General features: G+C 35.0%; 34 protein-coding genes. 22 read left to right on the forward strand and 12 right to left on the reverse strand.

Features of this window, described 5'->3' with window-relative positions; genetic code table 11:
* Both HPY60_04530 and HPY60_04535 read right to left on the reverse strand, forming a co-directional pair.
* The coding region (locus tag HPY60_04530; protein NPV50448.1) for a flavodoxin family protein at positions 1 to 407 on the reverse strand (407 nt) is incomplete at its 3' end.
* 65 nt (positions 408 to 472) lie between these two features.
* Positions 473 to 829 (reverse strand): hypothetical protein, encoded by a 357-nt coding sequence (locus HPY60_04535; protein ID NPV50449.1) that lies wholly within the window; start codon positions 827 to 829, stop codon positions 473 to 475.
* Positions 830 to 891: 62 nt separating this feature from the next.
* Here HPY60_04535 and HPY60_04540 point away from each other — a divergent pair, with 62 nt between their 5' ends.
* Positions 892 to 1,584, forward strand: a complete 693-nt coding sequence (locus tag HPY60_04540) for an MBL fold metallo-hydrolase (protein ID NPV50450.1) — start codon at positions 892 to 894, stop codon at positions 1,582 to 1,584.
* Here HPY60_04540 and HPY60_04545 read toward each other — a convergent pair whose 3' ends face one another.
* Entirely contained in the window at positions 1,585 to 2,346 is a 762-nt protein-coding gene (locus tag HPY60_04545) for a DUF1624 domain-containing protein (protein NPV50451.1), read from the reverse strand.
* 82 nt (positions 2,347 to 2,428) lie between these two features.
* Here HPY60_04545 and HPY60_04550 point away from each other — a divergent pair, with 82 nt between their 5' ends.
* On the forward strand, positions 2,429 to 3,136 hold the full coding sequence (locus HPY60_04550; GenBank protein ID NPV50452.1) for a hypothetical protein: 708 nt from the start codon (positions 2,429 to 2,431) through the stop codon (positions 3,134 to 3,136).
* A 47-nt stretch (positions 3,137 to 3,183) separates the two neighbouring features.
* Here the strand turns inward: HPY60_04550 and HPY60_04555 are convergent, their stop codons facing one another.
* The 5 genes from HPY60_04555 to HPY60_04575 all read right to left on the reverse strand — a co-directional run bounded on the left by HPY60_04555 (position 3,184) and on the right by HPY60_04575 (position 6,879).
* A complete protein-coding gene (locus tag HPY60_04555) occupies positions 3,184 to 4,338 on the reverse strand; it encodes an MFS transporter (GenBank protein NPV50453.1) in 1,155 nt (384 codons plus the stop codon).
* 43 nt (positions 4,339 to 4,381) lie between these two features.
* Positions 4,382 to 5,125, reverse strand: a complete 744-nt coding sequence (locus tag HPY60_04560) for a HesA/MoeB/ThiF family protein (protein NPV50454.1) — start codon at positions 5,123 to 5,125, stop codon at positions 4,382 to 4,384.
* A gap of 17 nt (positions 5,126 to 5,142) precedes the next feature.
* Entirely contained in the window at positions 5,143 to 5,772 is a 630-nt protein-coding gene (locus HPY60_04565; protein ID NPV50455.1) for a thiamine diphosphokinase, read from the reverse strand.
* Positions 5,759 to 6,238 carry an energy-coupled thiamine transporter ThiT gene (gene thiT, locus HPY60_04570; GenBank protein ID NPV50456.1) on the reverse strand — a complete coding sequence of 160 codons (480 nt, stop codon included), beginning with the start codon at positions 6,236 to 6,238 and terminating at the stop codon, positions 5,759 to 5,761. Before thiT ends, HPY60_04565 begins: the two co-directional genes overlap by 14 nt.
* Positions 6,239 to 6,327: 89 nt before the next feature.
* Positions 6,328 to 6,879 carry a nicotinamide-nucleotide adenylyltransferase gene (locus HPY60_04575; protein ID NPV50457.1) on the reverse strand — a complete coding sequence of 184 codons (552 nt, stop codon included), beginning with the start codon at positions 6,877 to 6,879 and terminating at the stop codon, positions 6,328 to 6,330.
* Between the two features lie 110 nt (positions 6,880 to 6,989).
* Here HPY60_04575 and HPY60_04580 point away from each other — a divergent pair, with 110 nt between their 5' ends.
* Genes HPY60_04580 through HPY60_04600 form a run of 5 tightly spaced genes read left to right on the forward strand, consistent with a single transcriptional unit; the run spans position 6,990 to position 11,188 of the window.
* Positions 6,990 to 7,334, forward strand: coding sequence for a prefoldin subunit beta (locus HPY60_04580; protein NPV50458.1), 345 nt, complete (start codon positions 6,990 to 6,992; stop codon positions 7,332 to 7,334).
* 34 nt (positions 7,335 to 7,368) lie between these two features.
* The gene (locus tag HPY60_04585; protein NPV50459.1) at positions 7,369 to 8,433 is read left to right on the forward strand and encodes a bifunctional oligoribonuclease/PAP phosphatase NrnA; all 1,065 of its coding nucleotides are present in this window, start codon (positions 7,369 to 7,371) and stop codon (positions 8,431 to 8,433) included.
* Positions 8,375 to 9,283, forward strand: coding sequence for a 4-demethylwyosine synthase TYW1 (locus tag HPY60_04590; protein NPV50460.1), 909 nt, complete (start codon positions 8,375 to 8,377; stop codon positions 9,281 to 9,283). Before HPY60_04585 ends, HPY60_04590 begins: the two co-directional genes overlap by 59 nt.
* Before the next feature lie 50 nt (positions 9,284 to 9,333).
* The gene (locus HPY60_04595; GenBank protein ID NPV50461.1) at positions 9,334 to 9,753 is read left to right on the forward strand and encodes a hypothetical protein; all 420 of its coding nucleotides are present in this window, start codon (positions 9,334 to 9,336) and stop codon (positions 9,751 to 9,753) included.
* Entirely contained in the window at positions 9,746 to 11,188 is a 1,443-nt protein-coding gene (locus HPY60_04600; GenBank protein ID NPV50462.1) for an O-phosphoserine--tRNA ligase, read from the forward strand. Before HPY60_04595 ends, HPY60_04600 begins: the two co-directional genes overlap by 8 nt.
* Before the next feature lie 47 nt (positions 11,189 to 11,235).
* Here the strand turns inward: HPY60_04600 and trxA are convergent, their stop codons facing one another.
* The 4 genes from trxA to HPY60_04620 form a co-directional block, all read right to left on the reverse strand.
* Positions 11,236 to 11,559 carry a thioredoxin gene (gene trxA, locus HPY60_04605; protein ID NPV50463.1) on the reverse strand — a complete coding sequence of 108 codons (324 nt, stop codon included), beginning with the start codon at positions 11,557 to 11,559 and terminating at the stop codon, positions 11,236 to 11,238.
* Positions 11,560 to 11,631: 72 nt separating this feature from the next.
* On the reverse strand, positions 11,632 to 11,982 hold the full coding sequence (locus HPY60_04610) for a hypothetical protein (protein NPV50464.1): 351 nt from the start codon (positions 11,980 to 11,982) through the stop codon (positions 11,632 to 11,634).
* Positions 11,983 to 11,989: 7 nt separating this feature from the next.
* Positions 11,990 to 12,808, reverse strand: a complete 819-nt coding sequence (locus tag HPY60_04615; protein ID NPV50465.1) for a radical SAM protein — start codon at positions 12,806 to 12,808, stop codon at positions 11,990 to 11,992.
* Complete coding sequence (locus HPY60_04620) at positions 12,798 to 13,100, reverse strand: lipoate--protein ligase family protein (protein NPV50466.1); 303 nt, start codon at positions 13,098 to 13,100, stop codon at positions 12,798 to 12,800. Before HPY60_04620 ends, HPY60_04615 begins: the two co-directional genes overlap by 11 nt.
* A 77-nt stretch (positions 13,101 to 13,177) precedes the next feature.
* On the opposite strand from HPY60_04620, the gene HPY60_04625 reads away from it, so the two are divergent.
* The 15 genes from HPY60_04625 (at position 13,178) to HPY60_04695 (ending at position 21,381) form a co-directional block, all read left to right on the forward strand.
* Positions 13,178 to 14,758 carry a hypothetical protein gene (locus HPY60_04625; GenBank protein ID NPV50467.1) on the forward strand — a complete coding sequence of 527 codons (1,581 nt, stop codon included), beginning with the start codon at positions 13,178 to 13,180 and terminating at the stop codon, positions 14,756 to 14,758.
* An 81-nt stretch (positions 14,759 to 14,839) separates the two neighbouring features.
* Positions 14,840 to 15,055 (forward strand): hypothetical protein, encoded by a 216-nt coding sequence (locus HPY60_04630; GenBank protein ID NPV50468.1) that lies wholly within the window; start codon positions 14,840 to 14,842, stop codon positions 15,053 to 15,055.
* A 213-nt stretch (positions 15,056 to 15,268) separates the two neighbouring features.
* Positions 15,269 to 16,276 carry a 50S ribosomal protein L3 gene (locus HPY60_04635; protein NPV50469.1) on the forward strand — a complete coding sequence of 336 codons (1,008 nt, stop codon included), beginning with the start codon at positions 15,269 to 15,271 and terminating at the stop codon, positions 16,274 to 16,276.
* Positions 16,277 to 16,279: 3 nt separating this feature from the next.
* Complete coding sequence (locus HPY60_04640) at positions 16,280 to 17,050, forward strand: 50S ribosomal protein L4 (protein ID NPV50470.1); 771 nt, start codon at positions 16,280 to 16,282, stop codon at positions 17,048 to 17,050.
* Entirely contained in the window at positions 17,047 to 17,310 is a 264-nt protein-coding gene (locus HPY60_04645; protein ID NPV50471.1) for a 50S ribosomal protein L23, read from the forward strand. The genes HPY60_04640 and HPY60_04645 overlap by 4 nt, the downstream gene beginning before the upstream one ends.
* A 10-nt stretch (positions 17,311 to 17,320) precedes the next feature.
* A complete protein-coding gene (locus tag HPY60_04650; protein ID NPV50472.1) occupies positions 17,321 to 18,046 on the forward strand; it encodes a 50S ribosomal protein L2 in 726 nt (241 codons plus the stop codon).
* A 2-nt stretch (positions 18,047 to 18,048) separates the two neighbouring features.
* Positions 18,049 to 18,456 carry a 30S ribosomal protein S19 gene (locus HPY60_04655; GenBank protein NPV50473.1) on the forward strand — a complete coding sequence of 136 codons (408 nt, stop codon included), beginning with the start codon at positions 18,049 to 18,051 and terminating at the stop codon, positions 18,454 to 18,456.
* A 4-nt stretch (positions 18,457 to 18,460) separates the two neighbouring features.
* Positions 18,461 to 18,913, forward strand: coding sequence for a 50S ribosomal protein L22 (locus HPY60_04660; protein NPV50474.1), 453 nt, complete (start codon positions 18,461 to 18,463; stop codon positions 18,911 to 18,913).
* On the forward strand, positions 18,913 to 19,509 hold the full coding sequence (locus HPY60_04665; protein ID NPV50475.1) for a 30S ribosomal protein S3: 597 nt from the start codon (positions 18,913 to 18,915) through the stop codon (positions 19,507 to 19,509). The genes HPY60_04660 and HPY60_04665 overlap by 1 nt, the downstream gene beginning before the upstream one ends.
* Before the next feature lie 10 nt (positions 19,510 to 19,519).
* A complete protein-coding gene (rpmC, locus tag HPY60_04670) occupies positions 19,520 to 19,729 on the forward strand; it encodes a 50S ribosomal protein L29 (GenBank protein ID NPV50476.1) in 210 nt (69 codons plus the stop codon).
* The gene (yciH, locus tag HPY60_04675) at positions 19,722 to 20,030 is read left to right on the forward strand and encodes a stress response translation initiation inhibitor YciH (GenBank protein ID NPV50477.1); all 309 of its coding nucleotides are present in this window, start codon (positions 19,722 to 19,724) and stop codon (positions 20,028 to 20,030) included. Before rpmC ends, yciH begins: the two co-directional genes overlap by 8 nt.
* Positions 20,027 to 20,260 (forward strand): hypothetical protein, encoded by a 234-nt coding sequence (locus tag HPY60_04680; protein NPV50478.1) that lies wholly within the window; start codon positions 20,027 to 20,029, stop codon positions 20,258 to 20,260. The genes yciH and HPY60_04680 overlap by 4 nt, the downstream gene beginning before the upstream one ends.
* Before the next feature lie 4 nt (positions 20,261 to 20,264).
* Positions 20,265 to 20,576 carry a 30S ribosomal protein S17 gene (locus HPY60_04685; GenBank protein NPV50479.1) on the forward strand — a complete coding sequence of 104 codons (312 nt, stop codon included), beginning with the start codon at positions 20,265 to 20,267 and terminating at the stop codon, positions 20,574 to 20,576.
* On the forward strand, positions 20,573 to 20,998 hold the full coding sequence (locus tag HPY60_04690) for a 50S ribosomal protein L14 (protein ID NPV50480.1): 426 nt from the start codon (positions 20,573 to 20,575) through the stop codon (positions 20,996 to 20,998). Before HPY60_04685 ends, HPY60_04690 begins: the two co-directional genes overlap by 4 nt.
* A gap of 17 nt (positions 20,999 to 21,015) precedes the next feature.
* Positions 21,016 to 21,381: a 50S ribosomal protein L24 gene (locus HPY60_04695; protein ID NPV50481.1), complete on the forward strand. Its 366-nt coding sequence runs from the start codon at positions 21,016 to 21,018 to the stop codon at positions 21,379 to 21,381.
* Positions 21,382 to 21,384 lie beyond the last annotated feature (3 nt).

Raw genomic sequence — 21,384 nt, forward strand, 5'->3', positions numbered from 1 at the left:
CCAATTCCGAATATAATCGCCTGTCTACTTTGATTGGCTAATTTACTCGAATACCGTCTAGGTCTGTCATCCGTAAAGTCATAGAAGCAGTACAGTCTATCTATGAATGTTTTTACCAATGCAGGAACATTGTAGTTGTGAGTCGGAGAGCCAATTATCAAACCCACAGAATCAAAAATTAAGGGATATATACTCTGCATATCATCAGAAAAATTTGTACATATCCCATCTTTTCTACACTTTTCACATCCATTGCATGGATTTATATCTAAATCTCTCAAGTATAAGATATTAAGATCAATTTTTCTAGCATTAGCAGATCTTAAAAAACAATCTAAAAGATAGTCTGTGTTCCCATTCTTTCTTGGGCTACCACTTATTGCCAGGATTTTCTTTTTTAAGAACATGATCTTTAAGCATTAACAAAAATATAATATTAAATTTTTATAATTTTATTTAAATAAAAATAATCCTATAGTTTGAAAGATCTGTTGACTTCCTCTATTAAAACATCACAGTCAGCTTTTATTTTTTCAAGAGTTTTTATTATTCTCTTTTTCTCAAGTTCAACTGCTTTCATGTTTTCGTAGGGTCTCACTGCCTCTCTAAACATCACTTCATCAACTGTGACGTAAGGGCTATCATTTAACTTTGTTGATAGGTCTTCAATCATCTTACCTAAAAAGAGATTCATCTCTTCCTTGACTTTCCTTGATATCATCTTGTCACTATCGAGATGGGTTCTCATAAGCCTTACAATAGTACCCATTGGCAAAGGAAATTTTTGACTGTCTTCACTTGTTTCATCGTTGTTTAATTCTTCTTCCATATAAACACCTATAATCTGCATAGACTATAAAACTTATAAGACTTTCCAATATATTGAAAAATGTGGAAAATTATTTTAATATTATCCAAGTTGGGGTAACAAATTGCTATCTTTTGAAATCTGACCGGTGTAATATCCTAATTGATACAGGTTACAAAGGCAAAGCAAAGATAATCTTAGATTTCCTTGAAAAATACGAAATTTCTCCTGATAGTATCAAACTTATTATATTGACCCATGCCCATTATGATCATATTGGAAATGCTTCCGAGTTGAAAAAAATAACTGGGGCCAAGATACTTCTTCATAAAAAAGATTTCTCCTTACTGGATTCTGGAGTAACAGATTCACAAAGTACAAAACCCCTTAACTTATGGGGTAAACTTCTCTTGAGCAAAGTTTCATCAATCGACACTAAATTCAATCAAATAAAACCTGATATAATAATTGATTCTGAATTTGATCTTAAAAAATATGGATTTAATGGAAGAATAATAAATACTCCGGGGCACTCTAAAGGATCAATTTCTGTCATCTTAGATTCCGGCGATGCGTTTATAGGCGATCTTGCAATGAATGGACTTCCACTTCGGGTAGGCGCTGGAGAACCAATATTTGGTGAGGATATAGATGAAATTTATCAGAGCTGGCAGAAATTAGTCGAAAATAAGGTCAAGAAATTATACCCCTCACACGGGGATAGTTTCGACATCAAAATAATAAAAAAAATACTTTCAAGAAAAGGTCACTTCTAGCTATATTCCAATAAAAGAAAGTTTTGCAAATCCCCATAAGTATAGCAACAGAATTATTACTGGTTGATGAATGAGATAAATTTTAAGTGAATGCCTTCCTAGGAAAGATAGTGCTGTAGATAGTAAATTACTTGAAAAATCAGGGATCTCAAATCTCCTTTGGGAATTAGGGTATACTGAGTTGCCTAGGAATATTCCAATTAGAACAACGCCATACCAAGGTAGTATCGGGAAATAATCAAATGAGAAAAAGGATCTGGGCTCAAATCCTAACCATAATAGATAAGCTGTGTCAAATGTAAAGTTGCTTAAATAAGTGCCCAATAATATTACTAAAACTCCCAACACAAGATTTTTGTATCTGTATTCAAGCAAAGGATAAGAAATTATTATAGAAATCCCGATTAGATGAAGGATTCCAAAAAGAATTACCCCATTATTCACAAAAACAAAAGTAAAGAGCGTTATTATAGCGCCCCAAAAGAATATTTTGGCACCTCTTTTTAGATTTCTAAAGAAGAGATCTTTTTCTGAATATTTTTCTTTTGATTTAAAATGGCTAATTGTTAATGATATACCTACAAGCAATAGAAATAAAGAAGCTGTAGTCCTCTGGAAAAGAACCCAAGAAAGTGAATTAATTTTTATTTGGAAATTCCCTAGAAAGTAAAGGTCATAGCTTAAATGATAGATAACCATCATAACTATTGCTATCCCTCTAAAGACATCAATCTCCCAGAATCTTTTTGAGGACATTTCCATAGAAGATTTTTTAATTTTAGATATATAAGGGTGAGTTTATTTTAACCTTAAGATTTATATTTAATTAATTAGTTGATTTTTCATGGTCAAAAGAAGGGCATTTCTTTTTATTATGGCAATACTAATACCTTTGCTTATTTTATCATCAGGATGTAGTAAAACTAAGGAAGAAACGCCCCCGGTTGTCAATACTAATCCATGTGAGACTGTAGAATGTCCAGATGTCTGCAAAGGAGAGGATCTATGGGCCCAGAAATGTTTAGATGGAGAATGTGTTGATTTTGTAAGATTAGAACCATGTTCTGAAAAATGTGGGTGCGTAGTTGATTTGTGTGAAAGAATCAAATGCAATGACCAATGTAGAGGGGAAGATCTTTGGAATTACAATTGTGTAAATGGTATTTGCGTTCCTGAAGATATTAAAGAAAAGTGCTCCGTTGAATGTGGATGTTCTCCAAAATTTTTCTATAAGTTAGTTCCAGAAGCAAGATATAGACTACGAGAAGTCGGGATAATTGCAAATGTATACTCTATAAGAACTGACCAAGTTATAAGGGCAGTTGTGACTTGCAGAACCTCATTATGTACAGATCCTCCAACAGTATACTACACAAAATTTGAAGACCCTTTTGTCCGAAGTGAAGATGAAACAGTTGACTATTTTGGATCGGCCTGGAAGAACTTCGAAGTAGTGCAGGGAAATGAACTAACTGTCGATGAGGGCGGAACTTATATGATAGGCGTTAGCAATCAGTATTACATCGAAGTAGGATTCTTAGAGGATACATAGAAGATTATATTCCTTGAATAGTAATTACATTTACCATAGCCAATCTTTCAAGTTTTATGTTTTAGATGATGACTTATGACTACCCCAACGACAATAATAATAAGTGAGGCATTTATGAATATGGGGATAAATCCGAATGAGCTCAAAATTTTCCCATTTACAAAAGTTCCAACTCCTCCACCTATGAACATATTAAAAGAAGCAAGTGACATTACAGTACCCCTCTGATTAGGCATTAATTGCTGGGCAGTTTGAATTATTGTAGATTGGAGGATTATAAATGAAAATCCAAATCCAATCAAAGACACCGACATAAGAATTGGATTTTTCCATAAAATCATAGATCCCCACGAGAAGGCTCCAATAATGCCTGCATAAAGAAGCAGATTGTTACCAATTTTTTGCCTTAGCGTTCCAGCCCTTCTACCTCCAAGGGCAGTGGCAAATCCAAATAGGGATAAAAGAGCCCCTATTATTAGAATATTATATTTTAACGTTTCTTGGATGTAATTGCCAGAGAACATGAAGCTTCCAAAAACTGCAAATCCTAAGAAAAAAAGTATACTTACAACTTTCATCAAATTTTTATTGCTGAATGATTTTTTATATACCTCAATAAAATTAAGACTTTCAATTACTCCAGGATTTCTTTCCAAGCTTTTTATCATTATTAATGCGACAATAAGTTCTGCAACACCATATATTAGATATAATAATCTCCACGATCCATAATATGAAACAAGTCCGCCAATACCTGGAGACACAGCCCCTCCAAAAAACATCATTCCGATTACAGCACCCAAAGCATTCTGCCTTTTTGAATCTTCAAAGCTATCCCCTACAAGAGATACTGCAACAGGTAAAACAGCAGCAGCAAATGCACCATTTGCCCCTCTAAGTAAACAAAGTGAAACCAAATCAAATGAGAAAGAACATAACATGCTGAAAATAGCGGTGCAAAAAGCTGCAATATTTAATATCTTCGCCTTTCCATATCTATCTGCCAAAGGTCCAAAAAACAATGTAAATATTCCAAATGGGACCATATAAGCTGAAACAGATAGGGCCGCAGAAGGAATTGTCAAATTTAGATCTTTTGATATGCTCACAATCAATGGTGCCGCTGCGTAGTTGTCTCCTTGGACTAAAAAAGCAATACTACCTAGGAGCAATAATAATTTTTTCGGATTTTTTGAAACCATTTAATTTTACGCTTTTTTTAAATTTATAAGTATTCTCTAATTATTACAAATATTTTGAACAAACCGTGCAATCTTCTTTTCTCTTAAAATTGATAGTTTCAAACTCCATATATTTTAGGTCAACGGTAAGCAGTTTCCCAGATAAAATTTCGCCAATTCCTGTAAGGACTTTGATAACTTCCATAGCTTCAATCGATCCTACAACTCCACAAATTGGCCCAATTATTGGAAATATCTCCCCTTTATTTGGCATATTTGGGAATAAGCATTTTATGCAGGGTGTTTTCTTAGGAATAAGTGTGGTAATTTGACCATAGTACGCCTCAACAGCAGCATGGACTAAAGGGATTTTTTCTTTCAGTGAAAATTCATTCAAAATGTATCTTGTATGAAAATTATCTAAGCAGTCAACTAGCACATCGCTTTCTTTAAACTTGAAAATATTTTTCTCATCAATCTCTAAAGAAAAGGATTTAAGTTCTATGTCACTATTCAATTTTTCTAGTTTTTCTTTCAGCGAAGTTGATTTGTCCTTTTTTCCCAAATCTTCTTCAAAATGCATTATTTGTCTATTGAGATTTGAAAGTTCAGGTTTTTGGAAATCAATCAGATTTATTTTTCCAATACCGCTTGCGGCAAGATAAGTTGCGGTAGGGCATCCAAGACCGCCACATCCAAATATTGTAACAGTTGAATCTTTAAGAATAATCTGAGATTGTTCTCCAAAATCTTTTAGAAGTAATTGTCTTTTATATCTTTGAATCTCCTTTTCTGAAAGTTCAGTTATAGGATCACCACATTTTATTATCTTTTAAGGATAGATAAAACTTTACCTTTCTTAAAATATACCTTTGCTTTATTGTCAATTATTATATTTCTTAAAGTTAGAGTCTGACCCATTTCAACTTTTACATCTTTTAGGTTATACTTACTGCCTTCAATATTTAGCCCCTCAACTGTTTCAGATACGGGAATAAGTGATAATTCATGGCCTTTCTTCCCAAGGTATTCTTTGTTATATTTTATTAGTTCAATTTCGTACTTCTGTGTAAGTAGTCTTGAGTTAATACCTATCTTATCGGCCTTGAAAAGTAAGAATAAATTCCCTAAAGCGTGATCAAGTTCTTCCTTGAAACTACCAAGGATTGTTATCTCTTTTGAATTTTGAGAAATAGCATAGTCTAAAGCTAATTCTCCATCAGTCTTATCCTTGTCAGTCGGGAATGATATAGTTTTGATTCCTTTTTCTTGTGCTTCCTTTAGTTCTTCAATAGTTATTGAATCAAAATCTCCTAGAAGCACATCAACATCTAGCCCCATTTTACTTGCAGTTTTATAGCCGCCATCAGAAGCTAATATGAGATCGAACGTTTCCTCTAGATTACAAGGCTCAGATTCACTTAGTATTATCAATGTTTTTTTATTTGAAGGCATCTATTAACTTCTTTTTGGACAGTATATAAATAAATATCGCTGTCACGATAAGTTCAGGCAGTAAATAAGAACCGTTATAGATTGCCGAATAATATAATGGGCTAAAGCCTTCAGGGGCATACATGCCGAAAAATATGAATCCCGAAAGAAAGTGGCACAAGAATCTAAAAGCTACTCCTATACCTGCGCCGACGAAGGGATATTTTTTCAAGAATGTTGCAATCCCAAGTGCACCAAAAGCTAAAGGATAGTCCAAAAGAAATTGTGCAGGGTGGATAAAGAAGGGCTCAATCATAAATTGAACAATGCCATAAAGAATGGCACCAGTAAGTGCAACTTTTGGTCTGTTTCTTAGTGCAAGATAGATTATAGGGATCATGCTGCCGGCTGTTATTGATCCTCCTTGAGGCATCTGGAAAACTTTGATAAAACTAAGGACTGTTGAGAGCGCTATGGCAATAGCCATCTCAGATATCTCTCTAGCAGTAAATATACTTTTATGTTCCATAATCTAAACCTTTTGATTTATTAGAAAACAGTATTTAAAATTAACTATCAGATTGAGTTTGCCATCTCTTGGTAAGAAGTTTCCTTTTTGTCGGATTTTATTATTTCTAAAAGCCTAGCAACACCATCAATATCCTTTATTACTTCGGCTGTGGCCTTTGGCACTAGACTCTCCCAATCTTGATCTTTTAGGATTCTATTCCTTATCTCTTCTCCGGAGTAGGATGTTCTTTTATAGAATTCTGGCCCCCTTACATCATAAGATGATTCTTTAAATAATCTCACGGTTACAGGTTCATTTGCATATACCACATCAAAAGTCGGGGTAATAGTTTCAACATGCTTTACCCACAAGGCATTTCTATAAATGTCAGGAACTGGTAATATGTGGACACGTCTGAGATCAACACCTTCAGTTTCCAGTGTCTTTTTAATCATGAGAAATCTTTCACCTGCAGTAAAAGGATTTTGTATTGTATGGGAAACTTGGGAGCTCCCTATAGCTATTATTACCTCTTTAGATGAATTTAATATAAGCTTTACAACATGAAGATGCCCAAGGTGGAAAGGTTGAAACCTACCTATGTATAGTGCCCTCATAAATCCTTACTTCTCTTAGGATTATTTAAACTTATGCTACCCAAAGGTTTATAATTGTTGTTTTTTAGATTGGATTATATATAATATTGAGGTGATGTTTTTTGCAGAATATTCCGGAAAATATACAACAGGAACTAATGCAATTCCAACAGTTGCAGAGTCAGTACCAGATAATAGTTAGCCAATTACAATCTTTGAAATTGGAAATGAACGAGACAGAGGTAGCATTGAATGAACTTTCAAAGACCGAAAATCCAGTTGTTTACAAGAGTATTGGTAGCATTCTAATTAAATCTGAAAAAGCAGATATGTTGGATGATCTTAACAAAAAGAAGGAGTCCATCGGTATCCGGATTACTACTATCGAGAAACAAGAAGATAGAGTGAAGAAGAAGCTTGAAGAGATGCAGAAGAATCTTCAGAAGGCTTTAGGTGGACAACCTACATCAGGCTAAAGCTTTGATATTAAATTTTGTTGAGAATGAATAAATGTTAAGTAATGTAGAGTATACTAGATTAATGGAAATTTTATTGCGGCAAGACCAATATATAATACTTCTTCATCAAAATGCGGACCCCGATGCAATAGGGAGTGCAATCGCTTTAAAGGAGCTTTTGAAGTCCCAAGGTAAAAATATAATGATTGGAACAGAGACTTTAAACAATTTGTCAAAAAACTTGCTATCAAGCCTTGGCGAGTTTATTGTCACTTCTCCTACAGACCATAAAAACTTGATAATCCTTGACACTTCTACGCCAGTTCAACTTGGGATTTTTGAGAGCATGGTCGAAAAAGCAGAAGTCGTGATATCAATTGACCACCACGAAACATTTGAAACGAGTAAATTCAAGGGGACTAAATATACATATTTTATTAACAAGGAAAGGACTTCCACAGCAGAAATTATATTCGATATAATGCTTAAGATGAGAGAAGAAGGTTTGCTGGATAAAGAAAATACAAATTGTGACAAAATAATTCGAGGCATACTTACTGGGATAGTGACAGATACTGGACATCTAAGATTTTCAGATGTTAATACTTTGAAGACTTTAATTCATATTTTTAAAAGAGGGTACCATATATCCGATGTCGATGAGCTCTTGAGAGTTGAGGACGATATTTCAAAGAAAATAGCTATCCTTAAAGCACATCAAAGAATGAAACTTTATAGCGTTTCTGATTTTATTGTTGCAACTTCTAACGTATCAAGCTGTGAAGCACTTGCAGCAAAGGCAATTCTTTCAACAGGTGCTGACGTAGCTTTTGTTGGAGCGGATAATGGAAATGAAGTTAGAATAAGCGGAAGAGCAAAAAAAGTGGTCATTGATCGAGGTATTAATCTTGCAAAGATAATGTCTCAAGTTGCTCCAATAATTGGCGGTGAAGGTGGCGGCCATAAAGGCGCTGCCGGGGCCAATGGTAAATCTAACATGGAAGAAGGATTAAAGAAATGCGTGGAATTCTTTGTTCAGGACCTTGGAGGCCAGGGCAATGGAGAAAGTTTGGAGTATACTGAAGAGGCAGAAGTACAGGATTGTTGGGGCACATAGTGCAGTAAAAATCTGTCACTGGACAAAACAAAGTTTAACCGAAGGTAGAGTTTGTTACAAACAAAGATTCTATGGGATTGAAAGCCATAGATGCCTTCAGATGACTCCTTCTGTTGCATGGTGCACACACAAGTGTTTATTTTGTTGGCGTCCTGTTGAATACAATGAAGATGCACCTGCGAAATATGATGATCCTGAGGAAATAATTGAAGGATGCATAGAGGCCCAAAGAGAGCTACTCTCAGGTTACCACGGATTTCTAGAGAAAGTTGACATAAATAAATTGAAGGAAGCAGAGAATCCTACAAACGTTGCAATTTCTTTGGCCGGTGAACCAACACTTTATCCAGACCTATCTGGATTAATTGAGGGATTTAGAAAAAGGAACTTCTCAACATTTCTCGTGACTAACGGAACAACACCTGAAGTATTGTCTTCAATGAGCGCCTACCCAGATAACCTTTACATAACTCTTCCAGCATCTACAAAAGATACTTATGAACACGTATGTAATCCACAGATAAGTAATGGTTGGGAAAAATTGAACGAGTCTTTAGAGCTTTTACCAAAGATTAAGACAAAAAGAAGGATCCTAAGATTAACGCTCGTTAAGGATTTTAATATGGGCGACATAGGTAAATACTCTAAATTAATTGAGAAGGCAAATCCCGACTTCATAGAAGCCAAAGCTTACATGTACGTGGGGTATTCCAGAAAAAGGCTTGAAGTAGGAAACATGCCCACATTTGAAGATATTCTTGAATTTTGTAAGAAGTTGGAAGAAGAATCCGGGTATAGGGCAATTGATTCAGCTTCTGACTCAAGAGTTGTTTTATTATCAAGAGACTGAGACATATAAGTTAATCTTATATATAATATCTCATACATTTGGTTGGTATTATGGGAGGCGTAATTTTAACAGGAATTGAAGCAAAAAGATTCATCAGAGTTGATGAAGGTTCACCATCTGTTAGCATTGCAAGTAATCTTACTTTAACAGATGCGTATTTTAGCAATAATGATAATGTATTTGTAGAATTTGTTTTTTGTTGCAATTACACCCCTAATGTCTGCTCTATTAAAATTGAGGGCGTATTTATTTATGATGGGCCTGAAAAAGAAGGTCTACTTAACGAATGGAAAGAAAAAAAGAGGTTTGACACAGACAAATTTCTTTTTATTCACAATTCAATACTATACAGATGTTTTGTTGAATCAGTAGGTGTTTCTAAAGACATTAATGTTCCATCCCCTGTGTCTATACCTGCAGTTTCAGCAAAGAAAGAAGTTGATCCTGGAGAGGGGCTAGTTTATGGGTAAGCCACACGTTTTAGAAGAAACAATTTCAATGCTTAGAAATATTTATCTTGATCTTGGATTTGATGAAGTTTTCAATCCTCTATTCATAACTGATGATGATATGTATAAACAGTGGGGTTCTGAAACTCCCGCTATATTAGATAGGGTATATTATCTTGCAGGGCTTCCAAGGCCAAATGTTGGTCTTTCAAAGGAAGTCAAGGATAAAATATCCCAGTTTGTAGAGCTTGATGAGAGACGAAGTAGAAACCTTGAAAGAACTCTTCAAGACTACAAGAGGGGAACAATAGAAGGTGACGATTTCGTTGAAGCAATTTCAAAAGGCCTTGGAATCGAGTTTGAAGATGCTGAAAAAGTATTAGATCTTTTTAAAGAATTCAAGGACTTAATTCCAGTTCCTACAAATCTTACCTTAAGGTCTCACATGACCTCTGGATGGTTTATTACTTTACAAGCTCTTGCAGGCAGAAGTGAGTTGCCTTTGAAATTATTTTCAATTGATAGGTGTTTTAGACGTGAGCAGAGAGAAGATCAGACTCACCTTAGAAGCCATTTTTCTGCTTCATGTGTCGTCATGGACAAAGAAATAACTCCTGAACTCGGTAAAGAGATAGTCACAAATTTTACTGAAAGACTTGGATTTGACAAAGTAAAATTCAAAGTTAAAAAAAGAAGTGCTAGCTACTATGAAGCCGGAACTGAACATGAAGCATTTATTAAACTTGGAGATTGGATTGAGATAGCGGATTTTGGACTTTATTCCAAGGAAGTTTTGAAGAAATACAAAATTCCTTATGATGTCTTAAACATTGGCCAGGGAGCTGAGAGAATATCCATGATTAGAAGTGGGGTAACAGATATTCGTGAATTAATATACCCACAGTTTTACAAAATTGATTTCTCTGACCAGGACATTGCAAAGTCTATAGAGTTTGTTGAAGATATCAAGACCCCTGAAGGGGAAAAGCTATTGAAGGCTTTACTAGAAACTGCAAGGCAAAACAAAGATGCGCCTTCGCCATGTGAATTTTCTTCTTATAAGGGAGATTTTTTAGGCAGGAAAATAGAGGTAAAGATTGTGGAGCCTGAAGATAATACAAAACTAATCGGGCCTGCGGGATTTAATCAAATCTATGTTTTTGAAAAAGCTATGGTTGGGATACTTCCTGAGTCTCAGGATGAAAACTCACTAAATATGATAAAAAATGGTGTGGACACCAAAGTTTCTTACCTTGAGGCTTTCTTTAGAAAGGTTGTTTCAAAAATTGAATTAACAAAAGAACAAGGAGAATACGAGGAAAGAATTCCTATTGTTAGAAGTATTTCTGATATCAATATATCTTTACCAACATATATACACCAATACCTTAGGGGTAAAGGTAGAATAGATATCAGGGGGCCAGTCTTTACAACTGTAAAGTGGAAAATACTATAAATTTTTATATTAAAAATAAGATAATAGAAAAGTATTAATTAAAAAACTTAAATGTTTCTCTGTATTCTTTTTATGAGTTCTTCTTTAGGCACGAACCCAATTATCGTGTCAAATACTTTTCCATCCCTGAATATTGCAATTGTAGGTATACTTCTAATTCCATATCTCTGAGCTACTGAAATACTTTTATCAACATCGAGTTTACCAATTTTCCATTCTGGGTGTTCCCCTGCAACTTCTTCAATAATAGGGGCAATCATTTGACATGGACCGCACCAAGTTGCCCAAAAATCAACTATGACCGGTTTAGTAGACTTAATTACTTCTTGGTCAAAATTTGCATCTGTTAGCTCAACAGTGTTCTTTCCCATTTAATTCACCTAAACTTAAAAGGTGGATAATTACTTAAAAATCTTTGGTGTGATATTTTTTTCATATAATCGTTATAGCGATTTAACTGCTTCTTGGAGCCCTTCGTACCAATTGTCAATACTTGCCAGTACCTTCTTTCTAATCTCTTCACGCTCTAAGGATTTATATACAAAATATCTTCCTCTTTTGCCTTGGACACAGCATTTAGACTCTCTAAAAATAAGCCCCTTATCGACTAAAATTTTTAATGATTTTTGAATAGTAGTTCTATCCTTTTTCAAAATGTTTTGAATTTCTTTCACCCTCATACCTTCTGGAGGGAGCATTAGTGTAATACTTACCTCTAAATCTGTAAGATCAAAAGCACATCTTAGGATTTTTTTTATCTCGGTACTACTTTTTATAGTTGGAATATTTTCCATAAAACCACTAACAAACAGAACAACATATATCCTTTACAACTATATTATATTCATTTTTTATAAGTTTAATCATGTTTTTAGATGGATTCACAATATTGTCAAATAGGATTGCAGTTTCATCGAGTTCTTTTATCCTAGGGCGCATACAGCCTAGAGATAATTTTGCATCAGGAAATGATTTTCTTGTATAAATAAAAAAATCTTTTATTGCATGGACATCATAATTGATACTTCCTGTTTTTTCAAGTTCATTTTTAATGAGAACAAGAAGTGTCAACGATTTTATTGGATATTTCTTTAATATTTGAATTGCGTTATACTCCCCCACTATCGTTCCAAGATCAAGGCCAACACATATATGGGGGATAAAATTGACCCCTTCTTCTATTAAAAATCTTAGAGTGTCTTCATAATCAGAAACTTTGAAGGGCATCTTTAGTATATTTTTTATTGTATTGTCACTCCCCACAAAATCTACAGATACTGCATCAATTCCACTTTCCACTATCTTCTTAGCGTCATTTCTTTTTAATAAACCAGAATGGAGATTAATAATAAGATTGGTATCATTTTTTATTTTCTTAAGAATAGAATAGTCAATTGGAACTTTTCCACTTTCATCTAATCCTCCACTAATCAGTAACCCTTTTGCACCTCTTTTTTCAAGTTCAATTGACTTTTGGTATAGGTCGTCTTGGGTAACATGTAACATGAACTTCAAATATTTTCGATTACAGTGTGTACAAGAAAAATGACATTCGTCTCCAGTTATTGAAATGCTGGGGAAAGAATCTTTAGAGGGATAGCAAATATTCTTACCTTTCATTTATTGCCCTCTTAAATGCCTCTTCTAAGTCTTCTTTTTTTATTCCATAGACTTCCACATCAGAAGAAAAAAAATTTTCAATAATGCCTAGCAATTCAGATAGTTTCTTTCCTTCAATAGTTCTTTCTAGATTCTCTATCGATTCTTCAGGGAATACAAAAAAATCTCCATAAATCATTACATCTGAAAATAAGCCGTTCATATAATTAAAAGATATACCTATAAGCTTTCCACCTAATGGTTTATATTCAAAAATAGTCATTCTTATTCTACCAATTTTAAATGGAATCATTTATTTAAATAAATATTGTAATAGAATAAGAATGCCTTAATGTGTATATTTTATATATAAGTCTCTTTAATAATAATTTGAGAAAAATGTCAAATCCTGAATCTCTGAGGCTAAATGATTACTACCTTTGGAAGAAATACCCTACGTATTCTGAGTATCCTTGGGATAGATCTTATTTCAACGTTGAATTCTTAGAATATGAAAGGAAAAGAATTAGCAAGATTGAGATCTGGAATAAAGAATTTAATAGGTCTGAAAATGGAAAATCTTTAGATGAAATATCTCTTTATGTCGTGCCATTGAAAATTGATACTTCGTGGAACGTTGCAATTGAATCCCAAACTAAATCTAAGCCATTAGGACTATCTGCTCTTTTCAATACGCCTATTGTAGTAACGTTAGGTTTGATTCAAGAAGGTAAGAATATACCTGAAAATTATAGTTTGATTAACATCATTAAATCAAAGAAATCATATATTTTTAATGAGAAGTTAAACAAAACAGAATCTGCAGTTTTGATAGAAGAATGGGAAGAACTCCCTTCTGATTCAATTTATTTAGATATCCCGTACGAAAAAAGAGTTATAGAAAAGTTATTTACAGAGAATTTACCATTGGATAAAGAAATCTCAAAATCTTTCCAAGCCCCCATACTAAGTGCACCTTATGATGGAAAAGTTGGCGGGATATCCCTTTCATCTCTTTCTTGGAATTCAAAACTTGCAATTGAATTGATGAAGATTATACAGCTAATGGTTCCACCAGAATATAGGGATATAGGCCCACCAAAAAAAGCAGTTAATGGAATAAATTTTGAGTCAAATGGAATCCAGTACAAACTTTCTGAAAGACCCAAATTAGGGAATAGCATTCTTTCTAAGGTCTACTCAGATAACTATGATAAATTGCATCAATCTCTAATAGATAGAAATAATTTTGATGGCGAGTATTCGCTTTTCTCTTCAATCAAAGTAAGTGAGGGGACAAGAAGGCAGAAGATTTTAGAAACTTTCAGAAATTTTACTCAAACAGAGATTACTCTTTCAGACATAGATCAAATTCTTACGGAAGACGACATGTATGTAAGACCTTTGTTAAAAACTATCGATGAGAATTTATGGATTCAAGTTGTTCATGCACACCAGAACTTTCCTAAAGAAGGAAAGAACTATGATAAAGAATACCATGACATAATAGAATTATTATCTAAAGACTATGATGTTTTTTTGGCTGACAAATTTAAACAAGAAAAAATAAGGGAATTGATAGTTCGGTCAATGTTGAATAAGACAAGTTATAATATAAGAAGACTGGCACAATCATTTGCAAGAGCTGATGATAAAAATGAAATTAAAAATAAATATTTAAAAGAATCAAGGAGAATTACGCTGGATAACTTTGAACGTTTGATAAGTGAGCCTTCGATTAAGAAGGAAATTAATTCCATAAAGGATTACGAATCAAATGAGAGATATAATGCTGTTCAAGCAACTCTAATAAACAATCCCAATCTAACTGTGATTGAAATATTTCGAGAAGTAAAGGCTACCGATTTGTTCAAGGATGAATACGACCTTCAGGATTTATTGGACTGGATGCATAAGAAAGGACACGTTATAAGGGATTCACAGAATCGCTATTCTTTTATTATCCTTTGAAATTAAGAATGGCACAAAAATGTCATAATCAATAAAAACACTTAAATACTTATTTTCTTAACACTCAATTCCGGTGATGCATTGTCGAAGTTGCTACTAAAAAGACTAGAACAATATAGCGGAAAAAAATTAGTGGTATCAATTGACGGTAGCATCTTTAAAGGAAAGTTAGTAGATTTCGATGAAGATGTACTTTGTCTTAGTGATGTAACGGATATCGGCGGTTCCACAGGTAAGGAACTAGTTGTAAGTCTTAGCAATGTGGTCTGGATTATATTGGCTGAGGATAATAAATAATGGAAAAATTAATACACCATAACATTTATAAATCCCATATAATACTGCCAATACAGCAGAAATTGCTTAAAAAAAGACGTTACGAATTACAGACGGGGATAAAGTGAAAGCGACTTTATTCCTCAATTCTTGACTAATAGTAGTACAATAATAAAATTTGGAGATTTGGGCTAATAGGCCTAATACTCTTTATTTAAAGCCGGAGGCTTAAAAATGGGCGGTAGCGGACGAAATAAAAGACCCCGTAGAGGTTCCTTGGGATACAGCCCCAGAAAGAGGGCTTCAAAGATAGTGCCAACTTTGAATAGCTGGCCAGAAGTGGATGATGTTAAGATCTTAGACTTTCCCGGCTATAAGGTAGGGATGTCCCACATATTAAGGATAGATGATAGAAAGTATACACTTACAAAAGGAAAGGAAATGGTAGTGCCTGTAACTTTAGTAGAAACTCCACCAGTTTATGTTTGTGGTGTTAGGGCATATAAGAAGACTCCATATGGATTGAAGACTGTCACGGAGTCATGGGCTGAAGGTCCAAAAGAACTTTCACGATCAAAAACTGTTTCTAAAAATCCTGAAAAAGACCTTTCTAAAATCCAATCACTTATAGAAAGTGGAAAAGTAGATGATTTAAGAGCCATTGTTTGTACACAACCAAAGCTCATCAATCTGAAAAAGAAGCCAGAGGTCATGGAAAGTGGGATTGGCGGAGCAGATGTTAATGCCAAGTTGGAATACCTTAAGGGTGTTTTTGGAAAAGAATTAAATGTAAAAGATGTTTTAGACGAAGGAGAATTCGTTGATGTTATTTCAGTTACAAAAGGAAAAGGGTTCCAAGGCGTAATTAGACGATGGGGTGTAAAAATACAGGACAGAAAAGTCAACGATGCAAGAAGGCATGTTGGTTCAATCGGTCCATGGCATCCACCAAAAGTCATGTGGACTGTACCATTTGCGGGTCAGATGGGATTCCACACGAGAACTGAACTTAACAAAAGAATATTTAGGATAACAAATCCAAAAGATCTCGATATTACTCCGAAAGAAGGATTTAAGAATTATGGATTATTAAAATCTGACTATGCTATGCTAAAAGGTAGTGTAGGAGGATCTACAAAGAGAATCTTAAGGCTTAGAAAATCTGTAAGGGTACCAGTAAGAAGAACTGGAGGAGTCCCAAATATTACTTACCTATACAAAGCTTCTGTAGGGGAGGCATAAAGTATGAAGTCTAATGTATATTCAATAACTGGAGAGAAGATGAAAGCTATAGATCTTCCCTCAGTGTTTTCTTATGAGTACAGGCCAGATCTAATAAAGAGGGCAGTATTGGCATCTATAACCCATAGAATTCAACCTTGGGGAGTAAGCCCAATTGCAGGAAGAATGACTTCTGCACATCCAAGAAGGAAAAATCTTGGAATCTCAAGAGTCCCAAGGATGAAATCTGGCCCAAGAAGGGCTGCATTTGCGCCCCATGTTGTAGGTGGATTTGTTGCTCATCCACCAAAACCTTGGAAGGTCATAAGTGAAAAAATCAATAATAAAGAAAGAACTGTAGCTATCAAATCAGCTATATCAATAACTGGTAACAAAGAAATGGTAATGTCAAGAGGTCACAGATTTTCTGATAAAGTTGAATTCCCAATAATTGTCGAGAATAAGATTCAGACAGTAAAGAAGACAAAGGATACCCGAGAGATATTCAAGAGTCTTGGAGTTTGGGATGATATAATTAGATCAAAATCTAGAACAATAAGGGCCGGAAGAGGAAAGATGAGAGGAAGGAAATACAAGAACAAGATAGGCCCATTAATAGTTATTGGAAAGGATGCAGGCATAATGAAGGCTGCAAGGAATCACCCTGGCGTGGATATTGTAATGGTCGATAAATTAAGCGCCGAACATCTTGCCCCAGGTACTCATGCAGGAAGGCTCACAATATGGACTGAAGATGCAATAAAGTATCTTTCTAAGAATGAGGTGTTCAAGTGAAAAATCCACATGATGTGATTGTCCATCCACTTATTACAGAAAAGACTGTAGCTACTATGGAAAGAGACAATATATTGACATTTATTGTTACTATGGGTAGCAACAAGCAGGATATATACAATGCCGTGGAAGAACTATATGAAGTTGAAGTAGAAAAAGTAAGCACTACAGTTTTACCTTCTGGAAAGAAAAAGGCATATGTTAAACTAAAAGAAGAATACCCTGCTGACGAAGTCGCAACAAAAATAGGTGTATTTTAAGGTGATATGATTGGGTAAAAGAATTATTTCACAGAGAAGAGGAAGGGGAACACATACTTACAAGGCACCCTCCCACAGATATAATGGGAAAGTAAAACATAGAAACTATGATAGCATTGAGAGAGATGGAGTGACCCGTGGTGTAGTTAGAGAACTATTCAACGATCCTGCCAGAACATCACCAGTAGCAACAATTCTTTTCGAAAATAATGAGGAAAAAATATTCCTTGTACCGGAAGGAATTAGACTAGGTAGTAAAATAGCTACAGGAACAATGGCAGAAGTTGAAGTAGGTAACACACTTCCTTTGAGAAATGTTCCAGAAGGAACTTATATTTATAATATAGAATCAAGACCTGGAGATGGTGGCAAATTTGTTAGATCCTCAGGGACTTATGCTACATTAATAGCTCATGATAGCCAGAAGACAGTAATACAGTTTCCTTCAGGCGTAATGAAAACTTTGAATCCAGATTGCAGATGTACAATAGGTGTAGTAGCTGGTGGAGGAAGAAAAGAAAAGCCTTTGGTAAAAGCTGGAAAGAAGTTCCATAAACTTAGAAGCAAATCAACACTTTATCCAAAGGTTAGGGGGGTCGCAATGAATCATAACGATCACCCATTTGGTGGGGGTAATCACAAACACGCTGGTAAAGGTACAACTTCCTCAAGAAATGCACCGCCTGGTAGAAAAGTTGGGCACATAGCGGCTAGAAGAACAGGTAGGAGGCGCTAAACTTGGCTAAAAAAGAATTTAGTTTCATGGGATATTCTGTTGATCAAATGGAAAAAATGTCTATGGACAAGCTAATTGAACTCTTGCCATCAAGACAGAGAAGATCTCTTAAGAGGGGACTTCCTGTAAGACAGAAAAAATTACTTAAAAATATTAGAGAATCAAAAAAAGAAATGGAAGCTGGAAACAAATACGTTGTAAAGACTCACTGCCGTGATATGGTAATCCTCCCTGAAATGCTTGGAGTTACAATAGGAATTTACAACGGCAAGGAATTTGTTCCTGTAGAAATAACGCCTGAAATGGTGGGACACTACCTAGGGGAATTTGCACTTTCAAGAAGAAAAGTTTCACATGGAGCGCCTGGAGTAGGGTCTACAAAGTCTTCCCAGTATGTACCATTGAGGTGATCTTATGCCTTATTCAAGAACTGATATAGATGAAACAAAAACTGCAAAAGTTTACGGAAAAAATATGGATATATCTCCAAAACACAGTAGAGAAATATGTAACACGATCAAAGGCATGAAGATCGAAAGAGCAAAGGAACTACTAGAAAGCACAATGAAACTAGAAACTCCTATACCTTTCAAAAGACATTATAAAAAAGTTGGTCATAAGAAAGGACTTTCAAAATGGTTTGCCGGAAGATATCCAGTAAAAGCATCAAAGAGTGTTCTGAAACTTCTCAAGGAAGCGGAATCAAATGCGGAATATAAAGGACTGAACACTACAAAACTAAGAATAATACATGCTTCAGCTTACAGGGGCAGAGTAATTCCAGGATTCATGCCAAGAGCTTTTGGAAGAGCTTCACCATTTAATAAAGAGCTTACAAATGTTGAGATAATTGTGGAGGAGAGATAATGGCCATTGAGAGGAAGTTTATAGAAGAGAGTGTTTCAAATTTAACGATTGATGAATTCCTTGGGGATTCATTGAGAAGGGCTGGATATGCAGGTATGGACATAAAAAGAAACCCTCTTGGAACTAGAGTTACAGTTTTCGTTCAGAAACCTGGAATCGTTATTGGAAAAAGAGGAAGGGCCATTAAGGATCTAACAGATCAGCTTGAAAAATCTCCATTTAATTTAGAAAATCCTCAGATAGAAGTTCAGCAAATTGAAAATCCTGACCTTAATGCAGAGGTAATGGCATTTCAACTTGCAAGTGCTATTGAGAGAGGGGAACATTACAGAAGAGCAGCTTACAATTACCTTAGAAGAATAATGAAGTCTGGGGCAAAGGGCGCTGAAATTAAGATATCTGGAAAACTCAGCGGTGAAAGAGCCCGTTCAATGAGATTTGCAGAAGGATATTTAAAAAAATGTGGAGACCCAGCTATTGAGCATGTAAGAGTTGGATATTCACCTGCAAAGAAGAAACTAGGTATAATTGGTGTAGTAGTAAAAATAATGCCTCAGGACATATCATTGCCCGATGAAATAAAGTTTAAGTCATAGGTGTATAGTAATGGCAATATATAAAGTAGACGATATAAGGGACCTTTCAGTTGAAGAAATTGAAGGCAACATAGACGAACTAAAAAGTGAATTATCAAAGGAAAGGTCTTTACTTGCTACAGGCAGCGCACCTGAAAATCCAGGGAGGATAAGGGAGCTTAGAAGAACTATAGCAAGATTAAAAACAATAAAGGCTGAAAAGGAGAAACAAAATGAGTGAGATTTGTGCAGTTTGTGGACTTCCCAAAGATCTTTGTGTTTGTGAGGAGATAGCAAGGGAAGAACAACAAATACGCATTTTCACCGAAAAAAGAAGATTTGGAAAACTTATGACGGTGGTTGAAGGGATCGATTCATCAAATATTGACATCAAGGATTTGTGTACAACCCTAAAAACAAAATGTGCATGCGGTGGAACCTCAAAAGACGGAAAGATTGAACTTCAAGGGGATCACAAGAATAAGGTTAAAAAAATACTGATTGACCTTGGATTTAGTAAGAACATGATTGTAGTTTCATGAATCACGTAACACTCCTGGGGAAAAAAGTCGAGGTAATACAAAGCTCAAATAGATACGAGGTTGGCATTAAAGGGCTAGTCATTGAGGATACAAAAAATACGATAAAAATAAGGACAGAAAACGGAGTAAAAATAGTAATAAAAAATAATATAATCCTGATGGTCAACGATAGAAAAATTGATGGTAATTTACTCATAGGGAAGGAAGAAGAAAGAATCAAGAGGATGTGATGTGATGATAGGCATCGGTGTTAAAGAACCTAAAAAAAGTTGTAATAATGAAAAATGTCCATTTCACGGAACTTTACCTGTCAGAGGCAAATTAATGGAAGGGAAAATTGTAAGCGATAAAATGAATAAAACCGTAGTTGTTAAGAAAGAGTATATGACGAAACTTGACAAATATGAAAGATTTGAAAAGAGGAGTACAAAAGTTTCAGCACATATTCCTGACTGTATAAATGCCAAAACAGGCGATAATGTGAAGATAATGGAATGCAGACCATTAAGTAAAACTAAAAAGTTTGTTGTAGTTGAGGTGATCTGATGGCTAAAGGTGCAGGAGCAACTCGTGGAAGATCAACTGTAAGGCCTGGCAGATTTCATACAACAAAAACAAAATTAGTTTGTGCCGATAATACCGGTGCAAAAGAACTTGAAATTGTAGCTGTAATTAATTACAAAGGTACCTCTAGAAGATACCCAAAGGCCGGCGTAGGTGATATGGTAATGGTTTCCGTTAAAAAAGGTAGACCTGATGTCAAAAAGAAAGTATTGCCTGCAGTAATTGTAAGACAAAGAAAAGAATACAAGAGGATAGATGGTACTAGAATTAAATTTGAAGATAATGCAGCCGTAATTACTGGTGAAGACGGCGTTCCGAAAGGCTCTGAGGTAAGGGGCCCAGTTGCAAAGGAAGCAGTTGAAAAATGGGTAAGAATTGCTAACGTTGCAAGTATCATAGTATAGAGGGAGAGATAAGAATGATGAAAAAATACTCAGAAAAACCATCAAAGCAGAGAAAAAGGCACTTTAATGCGCCACTACATAAAAAACATAGCTTAATGTCTTCTCACCTAGCTGTAAGTCTTAGAGGTAAGATAAATGCAAGGTCACTACCCTTAAGAAAAGGCGATAAGGTCAGGGTAATGAGGGGAGATTTCAAAGATCACGAAGGAGAAATAACAAGAGTTGACCTCAAAGGAATCAGAGTATACGTAGATGGTGCAGTAGTCGAGAAGGCAGATGGGACAAGAATTGAGTATCCTATACACCCTTCAAATTTAGAGATTATTGATGTTGATAGAAAAGATGAAATGAGAGATAAAGCTATTGAGAGAAAAGGAGAATAAGGT

The organism is Methanofastidiosum sp. (assembly GCA_013178285.1).
Lineage (GTDB): Archaea > Methanobacteriota_B > Thermococci > Methanofastidiosales > Methanofastidiosaceae > Methanofastidiosum.